This is a genomic window from uncultured Sulfitobacter sp. (assembly GCF_964021855.1).
GTDB lineage: Bacteria > Pseudomonadota > Alphaproteobacteria > Rhodobacterales > Rhodobacteraceae > Sulfitobacter.
Window position 1 is genome coordinate 245,150 of the sequence record NZ_CAXHZD010000004.1, and the last position, 22,865, is coordinate 268,014.

Here is a 22,865-nt window from a genome sequence, read left to right on the forward strand (position 1 = left end):
ATGGCCTTATCCCAAACGGGATAAGGCCAGCCTTCGGCGAGGATTTTAGTCCATTTGGAATAGGGTGTTAGCGCCCTTTGAACAAACCGCCCAAGATGCCGCGCACGATGCGCCGGCCTGTTGTCCCCTTGAGTTCCTTGATCACAACGCTTGCAATCGCGCCACCAAAGCTTTCGCTGGGTTTGGATGTGCGTTTTGAAGACGAGCGCGAAACGCCCTTGCCTGCATAGCGGCGCGCGGCGTTGAATTCGCGCAGGACCGGTGTGGCTTCTTCAGCCTCTTCCTCGGCCTTGGCAGCGGCTTTGGCAGCATCGTCCGCGCGTTTGGTGAGGATTTCGAAGGCAGATTCACGATCAAGGCGTGTGGTGTATTTATCCGCCATGGTGCTTTGCGCGATCAAAACCGCGCGGGTTCCTGCATCGATGGGGCCCAAATGCGATGACGGCGGGCGGATCAATGTCCGCTCGACCACGCCGGGCACACCCTTTTTCTGCAGCATGGATGTAACCGCCTCGCCCACGCCAACCTCGCGAATGGCTTCTTCGGTGTCGAAGCGCGGGTTCTCGCGGTAGGTTTGCGCGGCCATGCGCAGCTCCTTACGGTCCTTGGCGGTAAAGGCGCGCAGGGCGTGTTGAATGCGGTTGCCAAGCTGGCCCAGAATGTCTTCGGGCACGTCGGCGGGGTTTTGCGTGATGAAATAGACCCCGACCCCCTTGGAACGGATCAGCCGTGCGACCTGTTCCACCTTGTCCACCAGAGCCTTGGGCGCGTCGTCAAACAGCAGATGTGCCTCGTCAAAGAAGAACACCAGCTTGGGTTTGTCCGGATCGCCGACCTCGGGCAGTTCCTCGAACAGCTCGGACAGCAACCACAGCAGGAAGGTCGCGTAAAGCTTGGGCGAGCTCATCAGCTTGTCCGCGGCGAGGATGTTGATGAAACCACGACCATCTTTGTCAGTCCGCATCAGATCGGAGAGTTCCAACGCCGGTTCACCAAAGAGATCAGCGGCCCCTTGGTTTTCCAGCACCAGCAAGCGGCGCTGGATCGCGCCAACGGATGCCGGCGACACATTGCCATAGCGCAGAGCGAGGGTTGAGGCGTTTTCGCCGACCCAGACAAGCAGGGCTTGCAGGTCTTTGAGGTCGAGCAGTGGCATGCCGTCTTCGTCGGCCACGCGGAAGGCGATGTTCAAGATGCCCTCTTGCGCCTCGCTTAGGCCCAAAAGCTGACCCAGCAGCAACGGGCCCATTTCCGATACGGTGGTGCGCACGGGGTGGCCCTGTTCGCCAAACATATCCCAAAAGGCGACCGGGAAGGAGCCGTAGGTAAAGTCGCTGAAACCGATCGTTTCGGCCCGTGACATGAAAGGTTCGTGCAGTTTATGCCCTTCGGATCCCGCGACGGCGAGGCCGGACAGGTCCCCTTTGACGTCGGAGAGGAACACCGGCACGCCTTGGGCGGAAAACCCTTCGGCCAGAATTTGCAGCGTCACGGTTTTGCCTGTGCCCGTCGCCCCTGCAATTAGGCCGTGGCGGTTGGCATAGCCAATGTTGAGAAACTGCTGCGTGGCATAGTCTGCGCCGCCGCCGCCGATAAAGATATCATTTGTCACGTATTCATCATCCTTTTGGGTCCTGCCGCAGCAGGCAAAGTGCCGCATAAGCATACAAACTTAACCTTTCGGCACCATAGTGAAATTGTTCCGGATCTACATGTCCTTTTGGTCCGTGAACACTTCCTCCCTGTCAGACTGGCCGTGCCTTCGGGTACGGCCCTTTTTTAAACAGTTAAGTCATCAGCGGGGCTGCATATTTCCTATTGACCGCGCGGATGTGCTTTCGTAACCTTCGTGCAATAAGTCGGCCCAGTCCGACGGGGAGAAACGAAGAACAGGAAAAAGGACGCTTGCGTCCTTTTTTCTATTTCAGCCCTATATACAAATCATCAGCAAAAAACTGCCGGAACGGTGTAAAAACCGGGTGCATCTTGCCTGACATCCGTTCACGGGCATGGTAAATGGCGATAAATATAATTGATTTGGAACGAGCATGAACAAGTATTTGAACATCCTTCCCCTCTGTGCGGCTTTGGCGATGACCTTGCCCGTGGCATCTTTCGCGCAAACCACCACCACAATCAGCGAAAAACCGGCGGCGGCCCCGGCCGAAGAAGCCACCCCACCAGCAAACGCGCTGGAATCGCAGCTGAGCATGGGCGTGGATGCCGAGGGCGAGACAGATATCGGCAAACCCTACACCAAAGAGGTGATTGGTGCCTGGGAAATGCGCTGCATCAAGACCGAAGAAGAAAACGACCCCTGCCAGATGTACCAGTTGATGGACGACGGCCAAGGTGTTCCCGTTGCTGAATTTTCGCTGTTCCGCTTGCCGGGCAATGGCAAGGCCGAGGCGGGTGCAACAATCGTTGTGCCGCTTGAAACCGCCCTGCCCGCGCAGCTAAGCCTTGCGGTCGATGGTGGCAAAGCGCGCCGTTATCCCTTTGCGTTTTGTAACCCTGTTGGCTGCTATGTCCGTATGGGCCTGACCAACGAGGATGTTGCCGCATTCAAACGCGGTAAAGAAGCGACAATCACCATCGTCCCGGCGCTGGCACCTGATCAAAAGGTCGAACTGTCCCTGTCACTGGACGGCTTTACCGCAAGCTTTGACAAGTCTTCGGTGATCGATCAGTAAATCTGGTTTGGTTTAACAATGAAAAAGGCCGTCTCGGGTACCAAGGCGGCCTTTTTCATGTCAGGGCTGTAGAACAGCCGCCTACACTTTGCGCAATGCGATCACGGCGTTCAGCCCGCCAAAGGCAAAGGCGTTGGACAATACGACAGACACGTCTGCATCGCGTGCCTCGTTCGGAACGACATCAAGGGCGCATTCGGGATCAGGTTCCTGATAGCCAATCGTGGGGGCAATCACACCGTCCCGCAGCGCCATGATGCAGGCCAGCAGTTCAACCGCGCCAGTGCCGCCAATCAGATGGCCGTGCATCGACTTGGTCGAGCTGATCATCAACCGGTCCGCATGGGGGCCAAAGACATCGGCCACCGCCGCGCATTCGGTTTTGTCATTCGCCGCCGTGCCTGTGCCATGGGCGTTGATATATCCCACCTCATCCGCATTGATCCGCGCGTCTTGCAGCGCGCCTTGCATGGCCCGCGCGGCACCGGCCTTGGACGGCATCACGATATCGCTGGCATCCGATGTCATGGCAAAACCCACGACTTCACACAGGATATCGGCCCCACGGGCGCGGGCGTGGTCATATTCTTCGAACACAAAGATGCCTGCCCCCTCGCCCTGCACCATGCCATTGCGGTTGGCCGAAAACGGGCGGCAGGCGTCGCGGCTCATGACGCGCAGCCCTTCCCACGCTTTGACACCACCAAAGCACAGCATCGATTCAGAGCCACCCGTGACCATGGCCGGGGCCATACCGGATCGCACCATCGCAAAGGCCTGCGCCATCGCGTGATTGGACGAGGCACAGGCGGTCGACACGGTAAATGACGGCCCCTTGAGGTTATATTCCATGCTGACATGGCTGGCGGCGGCGTTGTTCATCAACTTGGGCACGACAAAGGGGTGAACGCGGTTCTTACCCTCTTCATAGACGGCGCGGTAATTGTCATCCCATGTGCTGACACCGCCCCCCGCCGTACCCAGAACAACCCCTGCTTTCGCGGATAATTCACCCGAGAACACGAGCCCGGACTGCGCAATCGCCTGCCCTGCTGCATCCAGCGTGAACTGGGTGAACCGATCATAAAGCGATAGTTGCTGGCGGTTATAACGTTCCGGGGGCGGGAAATCCTTAACCTGCCCGCCGATCTGGATCGACAGCCGCTCCACGTCCCGAAACTCAAGCTGGCCAATCCCGCAGGTGCCGTTTTTCATGGCGGCAAAGGTGTCGGGCACATTCAGGCCAAGCGCATTGATCGTCCCGGCCCCGGTGATAACGACGCGTTTCACCGGCCTATCCCTGCTCGGCTTTTAGCCGCTTGATGCCCGCCACAATGCTGGCCACGCTTGAGATGTCAAAATCTGAATCGGCGGGCTGGTTGGCGTTGAATGGCACCGAAATATCAAAGGCTTCCTCGATCGCGAAAATGCTTTCAACCACGCCCATGCTATCGATACCCAGATCCTCGAGCGTGCTGGCCATGGTGACATCTGACGGCTCAAGCACCGCTTGTTCTGCAAGAATTTGGATGACTTGGTCTTGGATACTCACGAACCTTCTCCTTACACTGCGTCCGCTTTTGCCCCGCGCTAAGCGTCGGACGCGGGTTTGGACAACTCTTTCTTTAGCGCTGTAAATTCACGCAGCAAGCGGGGCAAACGCCGCAGCGATTTATAGCTTTCGATCTGCTTGCCCATCTCGGTCGCGGGATAGCCCAGCATCGACCGGCCCGCAGGCGCGTTCGACATCAGTTTCGTGCCGCCACCCGCAATCACACCGTCGCCGACAAAGATATTGTCGCTGACGCCGCATTGCCCGCCAAGCACAACGTTATTGCCGATGGTGGCAGACCCCGCGATGCCAACCTGCCCGCACAGCAGGCTATTGCTGCCAACCACTACGTTATGGCCAAGATGCACCTGATTATCCAACTTGGTGCCATCGCCGATCACCGTGTCGCGGATGGTGCCGCTGTCGATGGTACAATTCATTCCACATTCAACATCATTCCCGATGGTCACACTGCCCAAGGTGTGAATACGCGTCCATTGTTGCGCTTTTGTGTCACCCCGGTCGCCTAAGGTTTTGCGGGTTTGCTCAACCGTGCTGGGTTCAGCCGTAACGAAAGAAAATCCATCCCCACCGATACGGGCACCGGGTTGCGCGATGAAATCATCGCCGATGGTGACCCTTGCGCCGATGCTAACGTTATCGCGCAGATAGGCGTTTGCGCCCAACACAGCATCCTTGCCGATATAGCATTGCGGGCCGATCACGCTGCCCGCGCCGATTTGCGCACCTGCTGCGATAATGGTGAACGGGCCAACGGACACATCCGCGCCCAGTTTGGCCGAGGGGTCGATGATAGCGGACGGATGGATGCCCGGCACGAACCCCTGCCCCTGATCCATCATTTTCGTGAGGCCCGACATAGCATAGCGCGGACGATCCGGCAGGATCGCGGCCTTAAGGCCAAGCGCCTGCCAATCGGCATCCGGCCAAAGCATCGCGGCGACCGCAGCCCCTTCGGCCAGGCTAGCGGCATATTTGGGGCTCATCGCGAGGGCCAGATCATCCGGACCCGCCTGTGCAGGCTCGGCCAGCTTTTCGATGGTCAAAGACGTATCACCAACGGCGGTGGCCCCCAGTGATACGGCAATTTCTTGAATAGTGTGGCGCATGGTTCATTCCCCTTGTCGGGGATGAATTAACCCTGAACAGCGCCCATTGCTACCCCTGCCTTGCTCAGCGCGTCCCAGATCTTGGCGTCACGCCCATAGATGTCAGCACGGTACTGCGTGTGGCCCCGCGCCGTGGTAAAGGCGGTGCGATAAATCAGATGCACCGGCAGTTCGACATCCAGATGCACAAAGGTTTCGCGCCCTGTGTTCAGCTGAGCCTTGAAAAAGCCCACCGGATCGCTCTCCTGCCGCGCCAACAGCGCATAGGCGAAATCGAACGGGTCTTTCAGGCGCACACAGCCGTGGCTGAACGCCCGCACATCGCGCGCAAACAGGTTTTTCGACGGGGTGTCATGCAGGTAGATGTTGTGCTTGTTCGGGAAAATGAATTTCACCAACCCAAGCGCGTTTCGCGAACCGGGTTTTTGACGCATGCTAAAGGGAAAATTGCGCGCATTGTACTGGCTGAAATCCACAGAATCCCGGCTGACAACACGCCCGCGTCCATCAATCAGATCGATATGTCCCGCCGCACCCGGGTTGGTCTTCATCGACGGCAGGTATTCCTTGGTCACGATGGACCGGGGTACGTTCCACGTGGGGTTCACCACGATATATTCCATCGTATCTGAGAACTCGGGCGTATAGCGCCCCGCTTTGGTGGCCCCCACAACCGTGCGTGTTTCAAAGGTTACGCGGCCGTCATCCACAATGGCAGCCGTAAAGGCAGGGATGTTGACCAGCACGTGACGTGGCCCGCGTTCCTTGTTCAGCCAGCGTTCCCGCTCCATCGCGACGATGACGGATTTCAGCCGTGTCTCAACGCTTTTGTTGATTTCGGACATGGTACCGTTGCCCGCGACGCCATCGGTGTTCAAACCGTGATCCTGCTGGAACTCGCGCACTGCGTCTTCCATCAGGGCGTCATAGCGCATCGAATTTGAGCGCTTAAGATAGCCCATCGCGATCAAGCGATTGCGCAGTGCCACGACAGCATTACCTTGCGCACCGGGTTTCAGCGACGCCACAGGCACAGCTGGCCCCCAACCGCCCTTGGACAGCAGGTTTTCCATCGCCAGCTTTTCACGCATCAGCGCGTTGTATTCTAAGGTCCGCGGTCGCAGATCGCGCAAAAATTGCATCGGATCAGCGCTGGTGAAATCGGTCATATACCCTTGGCGGTCGCGATAGGGTACTTCGCGCACGATGGCGCTGTCGATGCGGGACGGCACCACCACGCCGGTTTGCAGATCGCGGGCATATTGCAAAAAGACCTTGGTCATCTCGACGTCAACAAGGCCACGGTCACGGGGTGTTTTGGCGTTTTTCAGCTTTTCCATCAGGCCAATGGGATCATAGCGCGCCGTCGGCAGGCCATGTTTATCCGCTGTCGAAATTGCGGCCATCAGCGCCGCGCGGCGGTCGCGTTGTGTTTCAGACCCATCGGTCCAGACTGGCGCATAGCCATGGGTCCGGTAATAGGTGGCAATATCGGCGTCGCGCGATGCCGCCTCGGCAACGGCCTGTTTGAACGCAATCGACTGCGCAAAGGCAGGCGCGGGACTGGTTAGAACCGTAAAAGCAACGGCGGCAGCGCCCAAAAATGTGGCTAATCTGCCTGTGGCACCTGATTTGATACCTGGATATTTAATCATCGAGTCCCCCAAAGACCTAAAACACGACTGGACCCCATAACGCGTGCAAGCGTCTGATTTTGTCCAATAACATTACGTGTGAGGGCTGCATATTGTTCAGCGCTGATGTGTTTGAGCATCGCCGCTGTTGCAAAAATGATCACCCGCCACATGTTTGCGCAATTATTCGCCTAAATTTGTTGATAGATGGAACCTTTTTAATTCAGCGCTTGGTAAAAGAATCACTCTATGACATATATGCGTTGCATCTGGGGATGGTTGAGATCTTGCATGTAACATCATGAAAGATCGGGTTTAGTACGGGACGTTTGACGCATGACTGGTAGTAATTCTTCGGGTTTATCCCGCCGTGCCCTATTGGGCGCATTCGCAGCGACAGCAGTAACAGCAGCCCCCACATTCGCCAATGCAGCAGGTTTTTTGCGCGGTGCCGGCGATATTCGCCGTATCAAGATGTATTCCGGCCGCACCGGTGAACGCCTCGACATGATCTATTGGATCGAAGGCGATTATATCAAAGACGCCGTAAAGGAAGTGAACCATTTCATGCGCGACTGGCGCACGAATGGGGTGAAATCCATCGATCTGCGCACCATCGATATCATGGCCGCGTCGCATAACCTTTTGGACGTCAGCGAACCTTACATGCTGTTGTCCGGCTATCGCAGCCCGCAGACAAACGCGATGCTGCGGTCACGGTCGCGCGGCGTTGCGAAAAACTCGCTCCACATGCGGGGTCAGGCGGCTGATTTGCGTCTGGCATCCCGTTCCGTCAACCAAATGGCCAAGGCGGCAATCGCATGCCATGGCGGTGGTGTTGGCAAATATTCCGGGTCGAATTTCGTACATATGGATTGCGGCGTGGTTCGCAGCTGGGGCGGCTAAGGCCCCTTTTCGACTATCCCGACACGAATAAAGCGCCGAAAGGCGCTTTTTCTTTTTCCGCGCCCTTAATAATCAACCGCCCGTTGGCGGGAACCATGCAAGCGTGATCATCGCCAAAGCGATATATCGCGCCGCCTTGCCCACCGTGACAATTGCAACGAATGACCAAAGCGGTTCGCGCAGCACCCCCGCCATGATCGTCAACGCATCGCCCACGACCGGAAACCAACTGACCAGCAGCGACCAGCGCCCATAGCGATGATACCAGACTTCTGCACGGGCCAGCTGCGCGTCATTGGCGGGGAACCAGCGCTTGTGTTTGAACTGCAAGGCAACCCGCCCCAAGACCCAGTTCACCACCGACCCCAGCACATTGCCCGCCGTGGCAACCAAAAGCAAAATCACCAGCGTATGCTGATTGCCCAACATCAACGCGATCAGCAACGCCTCGGACTGCATCGGCAGAAAGGTCGCGGCGATGAACGCTGCGGAAAACAGGCCAAAATACCCGATCATCGATATTTAACTGTGCTGGCTAAAACGGGACGACCCTTTGTAAATTGGTTGGTTCACATCGACGCTTAACAAATGGCAATCGATACAGTCAGGCCGCAGCAGGAAAACCTGCATCACGGCCAACAAAAAGGGGTAATGGCGGATCGACAGGGATTCGAACCCTGGAGACGGTCTCCCGCCTACACACTTTCCAGGCGTGCGCCTTCGACCACTCGGCCACCGATCCATTAGGGCGGTGTTTAGCGTGAGGTATGGTCTGGGTGCAAGGGGTAAATCACGCCAATTTCAACAACAGTGCTAACCATCCAAATGTACGTAAATACGACGATTTTGGCGGCCCTTCTTTTCAATCTTGCCTAGGACAAGCGCGCCCACCTCGCCGCTGCGCGCGACATGGGTGCCACCGCAGGGCTGCAGGTCGATCCAGCTTGTGCCATCGCCGATCTCGACCAGCCGGACCTTATCCGCGCCTTTGGGCGGTTTGACCGCCATTGTCTTGACCAGCTCGGGTGCTGCGGCAAGTTCCTCTTGGGTGATCCAATGGGTTGTGACGCGCAGATCCGCCTCTACAAAATCGTTCAACACCGCCTCGATCGCGTCGCGATCATCAGGGGCGTCCGGCATGTCGAAATCCAAGCGACCATGGCGCGCCGATATTTGGCCGCCTGTCACCCCGAACGGCACCGCAACCGACAATAGATGCAGCATGGTATGGACGCGCATGTGCTTGTGGCGCCGGTCCCAATCCAACACCTGCGTCACATGGGTGCCGACATCTGGCAAATGCGACGGCTCTGCCGGAACAAGGGCAATCGCATCGCCCGGCCCCTTGACCGTGGTGGCAATCGGCAAACGCTTGCCGTCCCACATCAGCCAACCGCTGTCGCCGGGTTGCCCGCCGCCCGTGGGGTAAAAGATCGTCTTGTCCAGCACGACCCCGCCCTCTTCGGTAATTGCGGTCACACGCCCCGGCGCTTCGCGTTGGTATGCGTCATCAAGGAACAGCGGTTTCGTCATGTGTCGGACCCGCCTTTCAGCGCCTCGGGGTTGCGGAGCCAGATGTCGCGCTGCGCAAATGGTACTTCGATCTCTTCTTCGGCAAAGCGTTTTGCGATGGCGTGGTTAATGTCGCTTTTGACGCTCATCATCCAGTTCACATCACGCAGGAATGCGCGGATTTCAAACTCCAACGCATCCGCGCCAAAATTCACGAACAATACATTGGGGGCCGGATTGGCCAACACCATCGGCTGCTCCTCGGCGATTTCGCGCAGGATTTTATCGACGCGCTTTGTGTCAGTGCCATAGGCCACACCGACGGAAATGATCACACGGCCCACGGTATTGCCGCGGGTATAGTTGGTGACCGTCCCGCTAACGAGATCGGCGTTGGGCACAATCACATCCGTGCGGTCAAAGGTCTCGATCCGGGTGGAGCGCACGGAAATATCGCGCACATAACCGGTTTTGCCGCCAACTTCGATCCAGTCCCCTTCGGAAATGGGGCGTTCGATCAGCAAAATGATCCCCGAGACAAAGTTGCTGACAATGTTTTGCAGACCAAAACCGATACCGACCGACAGGGCCCCCGCCACAATCGCGAGAGAGCTTAGATCGATACCGGCCCCGGTGATCGCCGCCAAAGCCGCTAGAAAAATACCGACATAGCCCAAGCCCGACAGCAGCGCGTTCTGCCCGCCAATATCGATCTTTGTCTTGGGCAAGACATTTGAACGCAAGGTGCCCTGCAACAGCCGCGTCAGCAAAAAGCCGACCGAAAAGATCACCGCAAAGGTCAGCAGGTTTGTCGGCGAAATGCGCGTGTCGCCAATCGAGAACCCGTTCGAGAATGTCGACCATAATTCGCTAAGATCGGTCAGCCGCGCACCCCAGACCAGCGCCAGAACCGGCGTGGCCAACAGCAACAGGATCATGCCGAAAAACACCGGCATCAACGCCTCGCGCGCGGCAATTCCCTGACCGGTGATCGCGCCATACACATCCGCTGCAAAGCGTTGCAGCGCCATGACCAGCCCCAAAATCACCAGTGTCACCACAAACGGGCGCAAAATCGCATCCGCGAGATCCTGATAGCCAAAGGCGAAAAGCAACGGTGCGACGATACCAACCGCCATTGCGCCCAGCCCGTGACTGCGCACAACCCGCGCAAGGGTCGAACTGCGCTGCGGGTCCTCCGCGTCTTGGGCTTCTTCCTCGGCATCTTGATAGCCACGCAGGATTTGGCCAATCCGGAACAGCGCAAAGCTGATCAGCACCGCAAAGGGAAATGCGACAACGGCGCTGGTCGCGGCACTTGGTAATTCAAACTCTAGGATTTTAATGGTGATGATCGACACGATCATCACCACGGTAATGCCATTCACATAGAACCGCGCGCGGCGACGTTGGTCTTGGGCAAGAAGCAGCAGCGCCTCTTCGTCATCGCGTGAAAACACCCGTTCCGACACCCATCGAAAGCCAAAGACCACCACACCCATAAAAGGCAAAAGGCGGATCACCTCGGTCCCGCGCACCCCCAGATAGCCGCTTTGGCGTGCCGCCGTGGCCAGCAGAAACAACCCGCACAACGGTAAGATGATCCGCAGCAAGGACACGACAAAGCGCCATATCCCAAGCCCCCGCGCCTGATGTCTGCGCAGCCCCGACACCATCATCACCGCCCAAGGGCGGCCCCGCAAAAGCAGCAAAAGCCCCACAACAGTGGAAAAGACGACAAACGGCAGGTTTTCACGCAACGCCGCGAATTTCTGGGCGCTACCCACCGCGCCGCGATCAATCAGCATACCGCCAAAGGCATCCGTAAGATCACGCAGCGCGGGGACCCAATGTTCGGGGTTTAACGGGCTGGGCGTGGCTGAAAGCAGTTTTTCTGCCTGCCGGGTCCGCAATATCTGATCGATCTGCCGCACCAGCCCATCGGCGCGCAAATATTCGCGTTCGGCGATTTGAACAGGTGCCAACAGCGCGTTCAGCTGTTGGTTAAGATCGGTGCGGGTTTGCGCCAAGGCGGGTGGCTCTGGTTCGGCATTCTCGCCCTCTGGCGGGTCGCCAAGGGCCGCAATCTGTTCGCGCAGCGTGGCAATGCGTGCGGAATTAGCGTTGCGTTCCGTATCGAACACCGCGCGAAAATCAACAATCCGCCCCCGCAAGGTTTCCAGAACCGTGTCGCTGGTCGTCGCGTCGTCCACAACCGTTTCGGCACGGCTGGCAACATTCTCCCAGCGGTCGATGGCTTGAACCGGCTCCTCTTGGGCCGAGACCGCCCCGACCATAAGCCACAGCGCCAGCCAAAGCCCGGTGAAAATCCTGCGCAAGGGCTGGCTCATTGGTCTTCGAAAACGCCGGGGATGGATTGTGGTGCGCGGTCCAGCCAACCGGGAACAGGCAGGCCTTTTTCACGCAGGAATTCGGGGTTGAACAGCTTGGACTGATAGCGCGTCCCAAAATCACACAGGATCGTCACAATGGTGTGGCCCGGCCCCATTTCATGCGCCAACCGGATCGCACCGGCAACATTGACGCCTGACGACGCGCCAAGGCACAGCCCCTCGTGTTGCAGCAGGTCGAACACGATCGGCAGCGCCTCGCTGTCGTGGATGTTATAGCTGTAATCGGGGGTGAAACCTTCAAGGTTTTTGGTGATGCGCACCTGACCGATGCCTTCGGCAATGGAACCACCTTCAGCCACCAATTCGCCCGTGGTGTAATAGCTGTGCAGCGCCGCGCCATCGGGGTCAGCCAACGCGATTTTTACGCCTTTTGGCTGCAACGCCATGCCGATGCCCGCCAATGTGCCGCCCGACCCGACAGCACAGCAAAAGCCGTCAACCTTGCCGCCGGTTTGATCCCAAATCTCGGGGCCGGTTGTTTCGATATGCGCTTGGCGGTTGGCGACATTGTCAAATTGGTTGGCCCAAATCACCCCTTCGTTGGTCGAACGCGCCAGTTCATTGGCCAGACGTTCGGAATAGCGTACAAAGTTGTTGGGGTTGCGATACGGGGCCGCTGGAACCTGAACCAGTTCCGCGCCCGCCAGACGCAACATGTCTTTCTTTTCCTGGCTTTGGGTTTCGGGAATAACGATCACCGTTTTGAACCCCATTGACGCCCCAACCAGCGCCAGACCGATACCAGTGTTACCCGCGGTCCCTTCGACAATCGTGCCGCCGGGTTTCAACGTGCCCTTTTCGATGGCATCACGAATGATAAACAACGCCGCGCGGTCCTTGACCGATTGGCCGGGGTTCATGAATTCGGCCTTGCCATAGATGTCACATCCGGTCTCTTCGCTTGCCTTGCGCAGACGAATAAGAGGTGTGTTGCCAATGGCTTGTGCCAGATCAGATGCGACGTGCATGGGGTGCTCCTAATTCAAGTTATATTAGGTGTAGCCTTGGGGGGGGCCAACCTCAAGCGGTCGCGATGACGTGCAAGCCAATATGCGGCGATCACAAGCGGCGAATTGGCCGCTTGTTGCGTGTCTGCCATCGCCATCAAGTCGTCAAAAGACATCAGATGCGACCGGATATCTTCGTCTTCGCTGTCCAGACCGGCCACACCGGTGGCTTTGTCGGGCAGATCGGCAAGCCCCACATAGATATAGAAAAATTCGGTGCTGCATCCCGGCGAGGCATAGACCTCGGCCACGGGTTCAAGCGATTGCAGGGCAATCCCGGCCTCTTCTGCGGCTTCGCGGTGGGCGGCCTGCTGCGGGGTTTCGCCGGGGTCGACGCGGCCCGCGATGGGTTCGAACTGCCAAACCGACCGGTCGCCGCGTGCAATCGGGCCCATACGCACCTGTTCCACCAGCATCACGCGGTCGCGTACCGGATCATAGGGCAACACCAGCGCCGCATCAGACGCTATGAAAACAGCGCGTTCGACCACCTCTGACATGGTGCCGTCAAACCGTTCGTGCCGCAGGTGGTATTCGTTCAGCGCGAAATAGTTGGTATAGGCGCGATCAATCCGCTGCACATCAATTGCGCCGTGCAATGTCCCTGCCCCGTGTTTCGACTGCGCCGCCTTGACCATGGCCGCAGCCCGTGTGCGGATCATCGGGAACATGCGGGCCACCTGCGCGACGGTGTATTTGCCAAAGTAATCCATCACCTCGCGCGCGGCAAAGCAGCTGAGCGCGGCCCAGTCGTTTTCCCATTCGGCCAGATCCCAAGGGGCTTTCGTCGTCCAGACACCCGGCGCGGGGAAATAGACCTGCGCCGTTTGCCCGCCTGCCAGCACCAAATCGCGCAGGTCATAGGCAAAGCTGCCCTCGTAAAAATCGAGCCGCGCAATATCGGTATCGGTTAACCCTTCGACCAGCAGCCCGTCTGTGACGGCACCGGCACGCTCTACCACGCAGGGGAACGGCCCTTCGGCAACGGCAAGGGCGGCGTGATCGTGTAATTTTTCTGGGGTGAATTTGATATCAGCTGCGGCGCGGCCCAGCACGATCTCAAGCAGGGGAACATGCCTAAGCGTGCCGTAAAAGAACAGGTTTTTCATTATCTTACGACCACTTTCGATCAGCATAGTTTGTGACAAACCCGCTGATAACACCCCCGACAACCAACGCAATGCCAACCGGCAGCGTGGCCAGCAATAGGAAATATTCGGCCCCAATTGAAAAGACAGCAACAGCCGCATCACCCAGCCCGTTATACTGACCTTTCATAGACCGGTCGATCATCCGGATCACCCCAAGCGCCGCCAATGTCCAAAACGCCAAGGCGACAGCACCCGTTAACCCGTTGGCAACCGCACCGCCACCGGCACGCGGGGCCATGATAAACCAGCCAATCAGCCCACCAATGGCCATGATGACGGGTATCAAATACTTAAAATCGGAAAGCTCCGGCATCAGCGGCGTGATGATCACGGATATAGCCAAACCCAGCAAAGCCAAACACATGGCGGCGACCAATTTGGCACCTGTAGGCATTGACTGCTCCTTGGATCACCTGCGCGCCTTTAAATAGGACGCTTCACCGTAATTTGTGTCACATCACAATTACCGCTGTCAAAGGTAGAAGCGCAGGAGGTGAGGTAGAAATTCCACATCCTTTTGAACCGCTCGTCAAAGCCCATGGCTGCGATATCATCCCATTTTTCGTTGAACGTTTGATGCCAGCGGCGCAGGGTCAAATCATAGCTTTTGCCAAATTCAATCGATCTCTCAACGGCAAGCCCGGCCTTTTCCACCTGCTCGCGCAGCACGGTCGGGCTGGGCAACATGCCCCCCGGGAAAATGTACTTCTGTATGAAATCCACGCCCCGTTTATACACCTCCCAACGGCGATCCTGCACAGTGATAATCTGCAAGGTCGCGAATTTTCCCGGCTTCAGGCGGTCACGTACGGTGTTGAAATAAGCGGGCCAGTATTTCTCGCCTACGGCCTCGAACATCTCGATGCTGGCGATGCCGTCATAGATACCGCATTCATCGCGATAATCCTGCAACTTGATCTCGACCACATCTGAAAGGCCAGCGTTTTCAATGCGTTCTTTGGCATAGTTAAACTGCTCTGTGCTGATGGTCAGGCATGTTACCTTTAGCCCGCGTGTTTTGGCGGCATATTCGGCAAAGCCACCCCAACCGCATCCGATCTCAAGCACGTGATCGCCGGGGTTAACCCCCATCTGGTCAACCATCGACGCGTATTTCGCTATTTGGGCGGATTCCAGCGATTGCTGCGCACCATCCTCGAACAAGGCGCTGGAATAGGTCATCGTGTCATCCAGCCACAGCTTGTAGAAATCATTACCCAGATCATAATGATAGCTGATGTTCTTGCGCGCTTGTTTCTTGCTGTTGCTTTGCAGCCAGAACCGCAGGGATTCAAACCTGCGCACCAGCCCCATCCCCGGAAATGAATCGTAGATGTCTTCGTTGGCATGGGCGACATCCATAAAGGCTTGCAGGTCCGGCGTGCTCCACCATTGGTCCAGATAGGCGTCGCTAAAACCCAGATCCCCCTCGCGGATCAGCCGCGCAAAAAGGTCGGCGTTATGAATTTGAATCTCGGCCACGGGCATCGGGTTTGCCCCTTTGGCGCGGAATTTGCGACCATCCGGCAAGACGAAATCGATTTGCCCATGATGCATCTGCTGGGCCATTGCAAAAACCCGCGCAAAATATCTGGGAAGGGACGTTTGCCCTTCTGTACTGGTTAATATCATGTCTGATCCCTGTACGTGGGGTTGATAGCCACGTTAAGGTTTATACACCCAAACGCGATTACCACCCATTAAAAATTTCTGTTCTTGTAGCTGTCAAGCGCGCGCTGACGTCCCTCATCCAACGGAATAATGCGGGTTGGATAGCCGTCCTGTGGTGACAAGTTCCAGCTTTCGGGGATCGCGTCGAAATATGCCAGCGCGTCCTTATGTGGTTTGGGGCGCCCTTCAGCGATCCAGCGGCTGCTGTAATCGCGGTTCTTGTCGAATTTATCCAACTGGGTCGCAGGGTTGAACACCCGGAAATAGGGCGTTGCATCCGGCCCGGACCCAGCCGCCCATTGCCAACCCATTGCGTTACTGGCCGGGTCCCAATCGATCAAACAGTCCTCGAACCATTTCTGACCAATGCGCCAATGGCACATCAGATGTTTGGTCAGATAGCTGGCCACAATCATGCGCCCGCGGTTGTGCATTCGGCCCGTCACATACAGCTCTCGCATCGCGGCATCGACAAAGGGCTCGCCGGTGCGGCCCTGTTTCCAGGCCTTCACTTCGGCGCGGCGCTCGTCCTCGTTCCACGGGAAAGCCTCCCATTCCTCGCGCCAGTTCTGGTCCAGAATACGCGGGGTGTGGTGCATCAGATGATAGGCAAACTCGCGCCAGACCAGCTCCTTGAGGAAGGTTTCCGCCCCTTGTTTCCCATCATGCAAGGCGCGCTGCCCCGCATGCCAACATTGGTGTGGGCTGATCTCGCCCAGCGACAGGTTTTCAGAAAGGTTCGATGTGCCATCCACCCCCGGCAGATCGCGATTGGCCTTATATTCAGCAACCCCATGCGCCATAAACGTGCCAAGCCGCGATTGCGCCGATTTCTCGCCCAGTTGGACAAAGGGCCGGACCACATCCGCACCACGCCGCATGGCTGCGCCCAGGTTCCAATCCGCTAAATCATCGCTATCGGGCCATTGCGCAGGGGCGGCCAGCGTTGAAGGGGCCGCAAGCGGCGCGTCGACGCCCCGATTTTTCACCGAATTCCAAAACGGCGTGTACACCTTGTAATAGCCGCCGGTCTTGGTCTCGACCGTCCAAGGCTCAAACATCAGATGCCCGCCAAAGGACCGCGCCTCGACGCCCGCGGTTTTTAACGCGTCCTTAACACGACTGTCCCGCGCCGTCGTTTCAGGATCATAAAGTCGCGACCAATAAACCGACCCGGCACCGGTTTGCGCGATCAGCTCTTGTAACACCTCAAGCGCATCGCCTTTGCGCAGAACAAGGCGGCTGGATTTCTCGCGCAACGCTTCCGCAAAACACCCGACCCCCAGCCCCAAACGCCATTTCGGCGCGGCGGCAAGGCCTTCGACCAAACTGTCATTGATAAAAACGGGAATGATCGGCCGGCCCGTCTGCGCGGCCGCAGACAATGCGGGATGATCGGTTAACCGTAAATCACGGCGAAACCACACAAGGATCGGGGATGTATCGGACAAGGTTAACCTTCTTCATAAGATATGAGGAAACATAGCCCGGAATGCCGGCTTTCAAGACAAAAAACGCCCCGCCTGCGTGATTGGCAAACGGGCCGCTGCCGTCGTGTTGGCGTGGCCCGGTCTCGCGGCGTTTAGCCGTTGACGTCAACGACGACACGGCCCCGCACCTGTCCATTCAGGATATCCTTGCCGAGCTGTGGCAAATCCTTAAGCGTCGCTGGCACAACCATATCTTCAAGCTTGGCCATCGGCAGATCTTTGGCAACCCGCTCCCACGCGCGCAAACGTTTGTCATAGGGCTGCATCACAGAATCGATCCCCAACAGGTTCACACCGCGCAGCAAGAACGGAATAACCGTCGCAGGCAGACCAGCGCCGCCGGCCAAACCAACAGCCGCAACTGATGCGCCATATTTCATCTGCCCCAAAACGCGCGCCAACATCGCGCCGCCCACGGCGTCAATGCATCCGGCCCAGGTTTCCCCCTCAAGCGGGCGCTTGACCGTCTCGTTGATCTCTTCACGCGCGACGATCTGACTGGCCCCAAGCGATTTCAGGTAATCTGCCGTCTCAGGCCGCCCTGTCACACCAGCAACCTCGTGACCCAAGGCTGCCAAAATCGCCACGGCGACAGACCCGACCCCGCCCGCCGCACCAGTGACCAACACAGGACCATGTCCGGTTTTCAGCCCGTGATCCTCCAACGCCATCACCGCCAGCATTGCTGTGAATCCGGCGGTCCCCACGGCCATCGCCTGACGGGTATCCAAACCTTCGGGCAGCGGCACCAACCAATCGGCCCGGACCCGCGCCTTTTGCGAATACCCACCCCAATGGGCCTCACCCACGCGCCAGCCGGTCAAAACGACCTTGTCACCAGGCTTGTAACGATCGTCATCCGACGCCTCGACCGTGCCAGCAAAATCGATGCCCGGAATATGCGGATAGTTCCGCACCAATCCGCCGCCCGGTCCAATGCACAAACCATCCTTGTAATTCACTGTCGAATACTCGACCGCAACAGTCACTTCACCGGCAGGCAGTTGATCCAGATCGATCTGCGTCACCGCGGCAGAGGTCTTGCCGCTCTCTTCGTCCTTGCTCACCATCAACGCATCAAACATAATCTCTCCTATCCGGGTCACGCTTCGTCACCCTTTTCATTTTGCCAATAAACTCCGGGGAGCCCGAGGGGCTGGCCCCTCGGTCCCCAACTCTCATCCAAGCGATTACGCCCAGAAATTCTCGCGCACCACCGCATCGCGCAGGCCGTCGGGCGTGCGCACCTGCACCTCGCATCCTTCGTCCCAATGGGTCATTCGCACCATACCAATCGCCACATTCGTCTTGAAATCCGGCGAATACGCGGCCGAGGTCACCTGACCGACCTTTTTGCCCTTCGCCTCGATGTCCCACGCGCGATCACAGGGTGGCACGGCCCCGCCCGCGATATCAATCGCGCGGACCTGTTTGGTTGGCCCTTCCTTGGCGACCCGCAGCAACGCATCACGACCGATACAGCCAATCGCCGTTTGGGTGTCGCAGAACCGGCCCAAACCGCATTCATGGGGCGTGTTGTCGTCGGTCATGTCATTGCCATAGCTCAGCAATCCGCCCTCGACCCGTTCGATCCCGTTGGGGCATCCGGCCCGCACGTCCAGATCACGGCCCGCCTCCATCAGCGCATTCCAAAGCGGCATGCCTTTGTCTTCGCCATCGACGTAAATCTCGAACCCGCCCTGTTTGGAATAGCCCGACCGGGCCACCGCCATGGACCGCCCTTCAAAATCGAACATACCAAAGCGGAAAAACCGGATGTCGCGCACGGCATCACCAAAGACGCGCGCCAGCAGATCATCCGCTTTGGGGCCTTGGATTGCCAGCGGGCTGATATCGGGTTCGTCAATCAACACATCCAACCGGTAACCGTTAGCAATTCCCTTGACCCAAAACATCAAATCGCTGTCGGCGATGGAAATCCACCAGCGGTCCTCGGCCAGTTTCACGGCTACCGGATCGTTCAACATTCCGCCGGTTTCATCGACGATGGGCACATAGAAACACCGGCCCGGCAGCATCCCGCGCAGATCGCGCGGCGTCAGCATCTGCATCAGCTTTGCAGCATCCGGCCCGCGCAATTCCACTTGCCGTTCACAGGACACATCCCAGACCTGCACTGCCTCTTTCAGATGGTGGTAATCCTCTTGCACGCTTTTGAAAACCGTGGGCAAAAGCATGTGGTTATAGACCGTATAGGCCTTGACCCCCGCCGCTTCGACACCTTCGGAAAACATCGTGCGCCGGATCCGACGCGAGGGGGAAATGAGGGCCATTTATGCAGTCTCCGGCAAAAAGGCGATGTCCGTAACAGGGGCGTTTTGACCCGCCGCCGTCAGCATCGCGTGGATTTGACCCCGGTGATGGGTCTGGTGATTGAACAATTGCAACAAGCCCTGCCCCTTGGGCAAGTTATAGGCCGCACCGCCCCCCGCAGGGACGCAATGCAGATCGCCCAGCAAATCGACCTCGCGCAGGCTGCGTGCCCACTCGCTGATTTTGCCGTCCACCCGCTGCCGATCCGCGGCCCAATTGCGCGCGTCATTGTGCAGCATCAGCCATTTATCAAAGCGCTCGAACGGTGGTGCCATCGACGGATCAAACCGCGACAACCACAACATGTCAGCCGCTAGGATGTGGTTTGCTGTGCTCAGGATCGATCCAAAGAACGCCCCGCGATCTTTGGTCAGCTCCGCCTGTGGCATGTCTAGAAACAGCGGTATCAGCTGGTCGTTTTGCCAACTGTTATAGCGCGCCATAATCCGTGCATAGCCGGCGTTGATCATGGGTTGGGCCCTTGCCAGTCAATCGGGCAGATCTCGGCTGATTTGCCACCAAAATCCCAGACCCGACCGTAATCGCGCACTTTCGATTTCAACCCGCGTGCCGCAATAATATCCGGCCCCATCCAGTATTTCGAGTTTGAGATCATCACCGGATGATCCGGCGATTTGCCTGCAATCATTTCGATCTCACCTGCGATCTTGCGACCAATCTGGATCGACCGTTTATTGCCGTCGCGAATGATTTTCACGGGCGCGCGTTCGGCCCCGATGATCTCGGACACCAGCATGGTAAACAGGCCTGTGGTACCACCCGCCGCACCGGAAAAGATCTGCAAAATGCCATTATAGGCTTTGCCACTGGCGTTTTCATCGACGTAAGCCGCGACTTTCCAGTTGCCCTCGCCCATGCGGCCAGGGATATCGACCAGCAGGCCCACGTTCAGGCCTGACAGATCTTCGCCCTCGTAATGGCCCTCGTCGATGGCAATGGCCATCCACGCGTGGCAATGCCCTTCTGTGGGCGGGTGCGCGCCAAGGCTGACAACGCAGGGGCAGAACATCTCGCACGAGCAATTGAGGAATAATTCGCCCTTGATCTGCCAATTCGTCGGGGTCGCCTCGCGCCGTTTCGGGTTGGGCATGCGCTGATCAATGCGCTGACTGATCGGCAAACGGTCTGCGTCCGCTCTTTTGTTGGTCGCCATCTTATCCTCCTGAATACAAGGGCCAAGCTGCCACGGCGCATGCGCCAAGGATCAGCAGGACACCCATAGGTTTTATCACTTTATGTCCGATTTGCGGTAGTTTTTCGAGCACCATGAAAAGCGTCGCCAGCCCCATCCACGCCAAATTCATCACGCCGCCCGCAAAGCCAAGCGCCATGAAACCCCAGCAACAGGCCACGCAAAACGTGCCAAGCCCCAGCCCCATGCGCACACCGCCCGCAAAGCCCGCGCGCCAATGGCCCATGAAATACATCATCGGGGAATGGCACACGCCGTGGCAAATTTCCTTGGCTCGGGTGAATTGAAACACGCCAACCGCCAGCAATAAAGCGGCGGCAAACCAGCGTGATTTCGCGATGCCCAGCATGTCGATCACCCCGCCATACAGCAGCGCCATCTGCACGCCCGTAATCACAAGCGCAAAGCCGATCCACATGATGAAATAGCCCAGCAAGACGCCAAACCACCCTGCCCGCGTGCCATCGGCGCTGACCATCAAATCTTCGTAGCTACGCAAGGTCGGGATCATCGTGGGCAGCATCATCGCCGCCATCATCGCGGCCCACATCACGGCCAAGGGCCCGAAACTGGCCATCGGCATATACATGTCCATGCGCGGATCCATACCGCGCATCATCTGGCCCATCGCGTTGGGACGGCCCATCAGATCCAGCCCCATGCCGGTACTCATCACATACATCATGACCCAAGCGGCCAAAATCAGGCCGAAAAAGCCAAGCCATAGGGCCGAACGGATGACAGGTGCCATGTGACGCGATCCTCCCAGACTTGCGCGACTCGGTGCTTGAAAAAGTAATGTCAGACATTTAAAGTTTTTCCAAATATTAAATGTAAGACATATGAAATCCAATCTCGCCCCCACTGCCGATCTGTCGGCCCAGATTGCTGCCAATATCCGCGATGCCATCGTCAGTGGGGCGTTGATTGTGGATGAACGCCTGCCGTCCGAGGCGGAATTGTCGCTGAAGTTCGACGTATCCCGCGCCACCGTCCGCGAGGCGTTGAAACGGCTGGCGGCGCAATCGTTGATCCGCACGCAACGCGGGGCGACCGGTGGTGCGTTCGTGAACCGCATCAGCTTTGAGGCCGCACAAGCCCAGCAGATCACCACTTCGACGCTGCTGTTGTCGATGAACGACGTGAGTTTCGAGACCGCCTGCGAAGCGCGATATGCCTTGGAACGCGCCTGCGCGCCGCTATCCGCTGAACGTCGAAAACAACATCATATCAACGCGATGCGGGATGAGATTAAGGTACAAGGCGAAGCGGATTTGACCGATGAGGCATTTTGCGCCTCTGACGTCGCCTTTCACCGGGCCTTGGTCGATGGTGCGGGCAATCCTGTGCTGTCCTATCAACTGGCAGGTGCTGTCGAGGCGATGCAACCGCTGATGAACATGATCACTTTTACCGCCCGATCTCGCGACGCGATTATAGCACTCCACATCACCATCGCCGACGCGATCGAGGCCAAAGACGGTGCCGCCGCCAGTGCGGGGCTCACCGCGCTAGAGACCGAGACCCAAGCCCTTGCCCGCCGTGTTTTTGCGCAGCGCAGTGGAAATTCTGACCACGTTTGACCGGCGATCTTTATCGCTTTTCACACCGATGACGCCTTGCAAACCCTGCGCAGCTTCCTATGTTATGACTGTCCTTCGGGACTATGGGTATAAACGCGCATGTAATAAGCGGTTCGGACCCGGGGGCGGTACCCGGCGACTCCACCAATAATCCGTCATTTGCGGATCATGGGGTCGAAATAGGATCGACGAACGTCTAAAGATGTAGCCTTATCTCGGCTGACTGCCACCGTTATCGGCGTAAAATGTACAATTGCAAATGACAATCGTGCTCCAATGGCGATGGCCGCGTAAGCGACCGGAACTATTGAAACTTAAGTCCTTGGGTTTAGCGACCTAAGGCGGGGTTCGCAGGTACCTGGCAACAGAAACCTGCACTTTTCCCCCTGCCCTTGAGTTGATGGTTTTGATCCATTGTCGTCGCCCCGCGCGATGCGGATGACGGTCCAAAAGATGCCTTCGGCGAGGATTTTTTACCATTTGGAATAGAAGACCCGCACAGCTTGACGCGGTGTGCTTTGGTATGTCAGACAGTTTTTATGGGGATTTCCGCGAACGCCCCGTGAGGCGCCAGC

Annotated in this window: 21 protein-coding genes, 1 tRNA gene and 1 other RNA gene; 4 read left to right on the top strand and 19 right to left on the bottom strand. The window is 57.7% G+C overall.

What is annotated here, in order from left to right:
- Nucleotides 1-67: 67 nt before the first annotated feature.
- On the bottom strand, nucleotides 68-1,612 hold the full coding sequence (locus AADJ11_RS14635; RefSeq protein ID WP_341235257.1) for a helicase HerA-like domain-containing protein: 1,545 nt from the start codon (nucleotides 1,610-1,612) through the stop codon (nucleotides 68-70).
- Nucleotides 1,613-2,048: 436 nt separating this feature from the next.
- Here AADJ11_RS14635 and AADJ11_RS14640 point away from each other — a divergent pair, with 436 nt between their 5' ends.
- Complete coding sequence (locus AADJ11_RS14640; RefSeq protein WP_341235258.1) at nucleotides 2,049-2,693, top strand: invasion associated locus B family protein; 645 nt, start codon at nucleotides 2,049-2,051, stop codon at nucleotides 2,691-2,693.
- A gap of 81 nt (nucleotides 2,694-2,774) precedes the next feature.
- Here AADJ11_RS14640 and AADJ11_RS14645 read toward each other — a convergent pair whose 3' ends face one another.
- The 4 genes from AADJ11_RS14645 to AADJ11_RS14660 are packed head-to-tail and all read right to left on the bottom strand — an operon-like array spanning nucleotide 2,775 to nucleotide 7,030.
- Nucleotides 2,775-3,983 carry a beta-ketoacyl-[acyl-carrier-protein] synthase family protein gene (locus AADJ11_RS14645; protein WP_341235259.1) on the bottom strand — a complete coding sequence of 403 codons (1,209 nt, stop codon included), beginning with the start codon at nucleotides 3,981-3,983 and terminating at the stop codon, nucleotides 2,775-2,777.
- A gap of 4 nt (nucleotides 3,984-3,987) precedes the next feature.
- On the bottom strand, nucleotides 3,988-4,245 hold the full coding sequence (locus AADJ11_RS14650; protein WP_341235260.1) for an acyl carrier protein: 258 nt from the start codon (nucleotides 4,243-4,245) through the stop codon (nucleotides 3,988-3,990).
- Between the two features lie 38 nt (nucleotides 4,246-4,283).
- Nucleotides 4,284-5,375: a UDP-3-O-(3-hydroxymyristoyl)glucosamine N-acyltransferase gene (gene lpxD / locus AADJ11_RS14655; RefSeq protein WP_341235261.1), complete on the bottom strand. Its 1,092-nt coding sequence runs from the start codon at nucleotides 5,373-5,375 to the stop codon at nucleotides 4,284-4,286.
- Nucleotides 5,376-5,401: 26 nt separating this feature from the next.
- A complete protein-coding gene (locus tag AADJ11_RS14660; RefSeq protein WP_341235262.1) occupies nucleotides 5,402-7,030 on the bottom strand; it encodes a L,D-transpeptidase family protein in 1,629 nt (542 codons plus the stop codon).
- A 315-nt stretch (nucleotides 7,031-7,345) separates the two neighbouring features.
- On the opposite strand from AADJ11_RS14660, the gene AADJ11_RS14665 reads away from it, so the two are divergent.
- Nucleotides 7,346-7,915: a DUF882 domain-containing protein gene (locus AADJ11_RS14665; RefSeq protein WP_341235263.1), complete on the top strand. Its 570-nt coding sequence runs from the start codon at nucleotides 7,346-7,348 to the stop codon at nucleotides 7,913-7,915.
- Nucleotides 7,916-7,987: 72 nt separating this feature from the next.
- Here AADJ11_RS14665 and AADJ11_RS14670 read toward each other — a convergent pair whose 3' ends face one another.
- From AADJ11_RS14670 to AADJ11_RS14735, 14 genes are all read right to left on the bottom strand, one after another.
- The gene (locus AADJ11_RS14670; RefSeq protein ID WP_341235264.1) at nucleotides 7,988-8,431 is read right to left on the bottom strand and encodes a YqaA family protein; all 444 of its coding nucleotides are present in this window, start codon (nucleotides 8,429-8,431) and stop codon (nucleotides 7,988-7,990) included.
- A 136-nt stretch (nucleotides 8,432-8,567) separates the two neighbouring features.
- Nucleotides 8,568-8,657 (bottom strand) — tRNA-Ser (locus AADJ11_RS14675).
- A gap of 71 nt (nucleotides 8,658-8,728) precedes the next feature.
- A complete protein-coding gene (locus AADJ11_RS14680; protein WP_341235265.1) occupies nucleotides 8,729-9,448 on the bottom strand; it encodes an alanyl-tRNA editing protein in 720 nt (239 codons plus the stop codon).
- A complete protein-coding gene (locus AADJ11_RS14685; RefSeq protein ID WP_341235266.1) occupies nucleotides 9,445-11,778 on the bottom strand; it encodes a DUF3772 domain-containing protein in 2,334 nt (777 codons plus the stop codon). The genes AADJ11_RS14680 and AADJ11_RS14685 overlap by 4 nt, the downstream gene beginning before the upstream one ends.
- Entirely contained in the window at nucleotides 11,775-12,809 is a 1,035-nt protein-coding gene (locus AADJ11_RS14690) for a cysteine synthase A (protein ID WP_341235267.1), read from the bottom strand. The genes AADJ11_RS14685 and AADJ11_RS14690 overlap by 4 nt, the downstream gene beginning before the upstream one ends.
- A 14-nt stretch (nucleotides 12,810-12,823) precedes the next feature.
- Complete coding sequence (locus AADJ11_RS14695) at nucleotides 12,824-13,957, bottom strand: NUDIX domain-containing protein (RefSeq protein ID WP_341235268.1); 1,134 nt, start codon at nucleotides 13,955-13,957, stop codon at nucleotides 12,824-12,826.
- Between the two features lie 4 nt (nucleotides 13,958-13,961).
- Nucleotides 13,962-14,393 carry a TrgA family protein gene (locus AADJ11_RS14700; protein ID WP_341235269.1) on the bottom strand — a complete coding sequence of 144 codons (432 nt, stop codon included), beginning with the start codon at nucleotides 14,391-14,393 and terminating at the stop codon, nucleotides 13,962-13,964.
- 29 nt (nucleotides 14,394-14,422) lie between these two features.
- A complete protein-coding gene (locus AADJ11_RS14705; protein ID WP_341235270.1) occupies nucleotides 14,423-15,631 on the bottom strand; it encodes a cyclopropane-fatty-acyl-phospholipid synthase family protein in 1,209 nt (402 codons plus the stop codon).
- A 68-nt stretch (nucleotides 15,632-15,699) separates the two neighbouring features.
- On the bottom strand, nucleotides 15,700-17,121 hold the full coding sequence (locus AADJ11_RS14710) for a deoxyribodipyrimidine photo-lyase (protein ID WP_341235271.1): 1,422 nt from the start codon (nucleotides 17,119-17,121) through the stop codon (nucleotides 15,700-15,702).
- A 131-nt stretch (nucleotides 17,122-17,252) separates the two neighbouring features.
- Complete coding sequence (acuI, locus tag AADJ11_RS14715; protein WP_341235526.1) at nucleotides 17,253-18,245, bottom strand: acryloyl-CoA reductase; 993 nt, start codon at nucleotides 18,243-18,245, stop codon at nucleotides 17,253-17,255.
- Nucleotides 18,246-18,350: 105 nt separating this feature from the next.
- The gene (locus tag AADJ11_RS14720; protein ID WP_341235272.1) at nucleotides 18,351-19,454 is read right to left on the bottom strand and encodes a dimethylsulfoniopropionate demethylase; all 1,104 of its coding nucleotides are present in this window, start codon (nucleotides 19,452-19,454) and stop codon (nucleotides 18,351-18,353) included.
- Entirely contained in the window at nucleotides 19,455-19,964 is a 510-nt protein-coding gene (locus tag AADJ11_RS14725) for a DinB family protein (RefSeq protein WP_341235273.1), read from the bottom strand. It lies immediately after the preceding gene.
- Nucleotides 19,961-20,668, bottom strand: a complete 708-nt coding sequence (locus AADJ11_RS14730) for a DUF1326 domain-containing protein (protein WP_093915135.1) — start codon at nucleotides 20,666-20,668, stop codon at nucleotides 19,961-19,963. The genes AADJ11_RS14725 and AADJ11_RS14730 overlap by 4 nt, the downstream gene beginning before the upstream one ends.
- A 1-nt stretch (nucleotide 20,669) precedes the next feature.
- Nucleotides 20,670-21,458, bottom strand: coding sequence for a DUF2182 domain-containing protein (locus AADJ11_RS14735; protein ID WP_341235274.1), 789 nt, complete (start codon nucleotides 21,456-21,458; stop codon nucleotides 20,670-20,672).
- Between the two features lie 91 nt (nucleotides 21,459-21,549).
- Between AADJ11_RS14735 and AADJ11_RS14740 the strand changes: the two genes are divergently transcribed.
- Together AADJ11_RS14740 and ssrA are read left to right on the top strand one after the other, a co-directional pair.
- Nucleotides 21,550-22,290: an FCD domain-containing protein gene (locus AADJ11_RS14740; protein WP_341235275.1), complete on the top strand. Its 741-nt coding sequence runs from the start codon at nucleotides 21,550-21,552 to the stop codon at nucleotides 22,288-22,290.
- A 32-nt stretch (nucleotides 22,291-22,322) separates the two neighbouring features.
- Nucleotides 22,323-22,669: a transfer-messenger RNA gene (gene ssrA, locus AADJ11_RS14745) on the top strand.
- Nucleotides 22,670-22,865: the final 196 nt, after the last annotated feature.

Bases quoted from the DNA above. Each gene is read 5' to 3' on its own strand.
- AADJ11_RS14705 (WP_341235270.1), bottom strand. From the start codon at position 15,631: ATGATATTAACCAGTACAGAAGGGCAAACGTCCCTTCCCAGATATTTT.
- AADJ11_RS14665 (WP_341235263.1), top strand. From the start codon at position 7,346: ATGACTGGTAGTAATTCTTCGGGTTTATCCCGCCGTGCCCTATTGGGC.
- AADJ11_RS14670 (WP_341235264.1), bottom strand. From the start codon at position 8,431: ATGATCGGGTATTTTGGCCTGTTTTCCGCAGCGTTCATCGCCGCGACC.
- AADJ11_RS14695 (WP_341235268.1), bottom strand. From the start codon at position 13,957: ATGAAAAACCTGTTCTTTTACGGCACGCTTAGGCATGTTCCCCTGCTT.
- AADJ11_RS14725 (WP_341235273.1), bottom strand. From the start codon at position 19,964: ATGATCAACGCCGGCTATGCACGGATTATGGCGCGCTATAACAGTTGG.
- AADJ11_RS14730 (WP_093915135.1), bottom strand. From the start codon at position 20,668: ATGGCGACCAACAAAAGAGCGGACGCAGACCGTTTGCCGATCAGTCAG.
- AADJ11_RS14735 (WP_341235274.1), bottom strand. From the start codon at position 21,458: ATGGCACCTGTCATCCGTTCGGCCCTATGGCTTGGCTTTTTCGGCCTG.
- lpxD (WP_341235261.1), bottom strand. From the start codon at position 5,375: ATGCGCCACACTATTCAAGAAATTGCCGTATCACTGGGGGCCACCGCC.
- AADJ11_RS14690 (WP_341235267.1), bottom strand. From the start codon at position 12,809: ATGCACGTCGCATCTGATCTGGCACAAGCCATTGGCAACACACCTCTT.
- AADJ11_RS14700 (WP_341235269.1), bottom strand. From the start codon at position 14,393: ATGCCTACAGGTGCCAAATTGGTCGCCGCCATGTGTTTGGCTTTGCTG.
- AADJ11_RS14660 (WP_341235262.1), bottom strand. From the start codon at position 7,030: ATGATTAAATATCCAGGTATCAAATCAGGTGCCACAGGCAGATTAGCC.
- AADJ11_RS14685 (WP_341235266.1), bottom strand. From the start codon at position 11,778: ATGAGCCAGCCCTTGCGCAGGATTTTCACCGGGCTTTGGCTGGCGCTG.
- AADJ11_RS14740 (WP_341235275.1), top strand. From the start codon at position 21,550: ATGAAATCCAATCTCGCCCCCACTGCCGATCTGTCGGCCCAGATTGCT.
- AADJ11_RS14680 (WP_341235265.1), bottom strand. From the start codon at position 9,448: ATGACGAAACCGCTGTTCCTTGATGACGCATACCAACGCGAAGCGCCG.
- AADJ11_RS14640 (WP_341235258.1), top strand. From the start codon at position 2,049: ATGAACAAGTATTTGAACATCCTTCCCCTCTGTGCGGCTTTGGCGATG.
- acuI (WP_341235526.1), bottom strand. From the start codon at position 18,245: ATGTTTGATGCGTTGATGGTGAGCAAGGACGAAGAGAGCGGCAAGACC.
- AADJ11_RS14720 (WP_341235272.1), bottom strand. From the start codon at position 19,454: ATGGCCCTCATTTCCCCCTCGCGTCGGATCCGGCGCACGATGTTTTCC.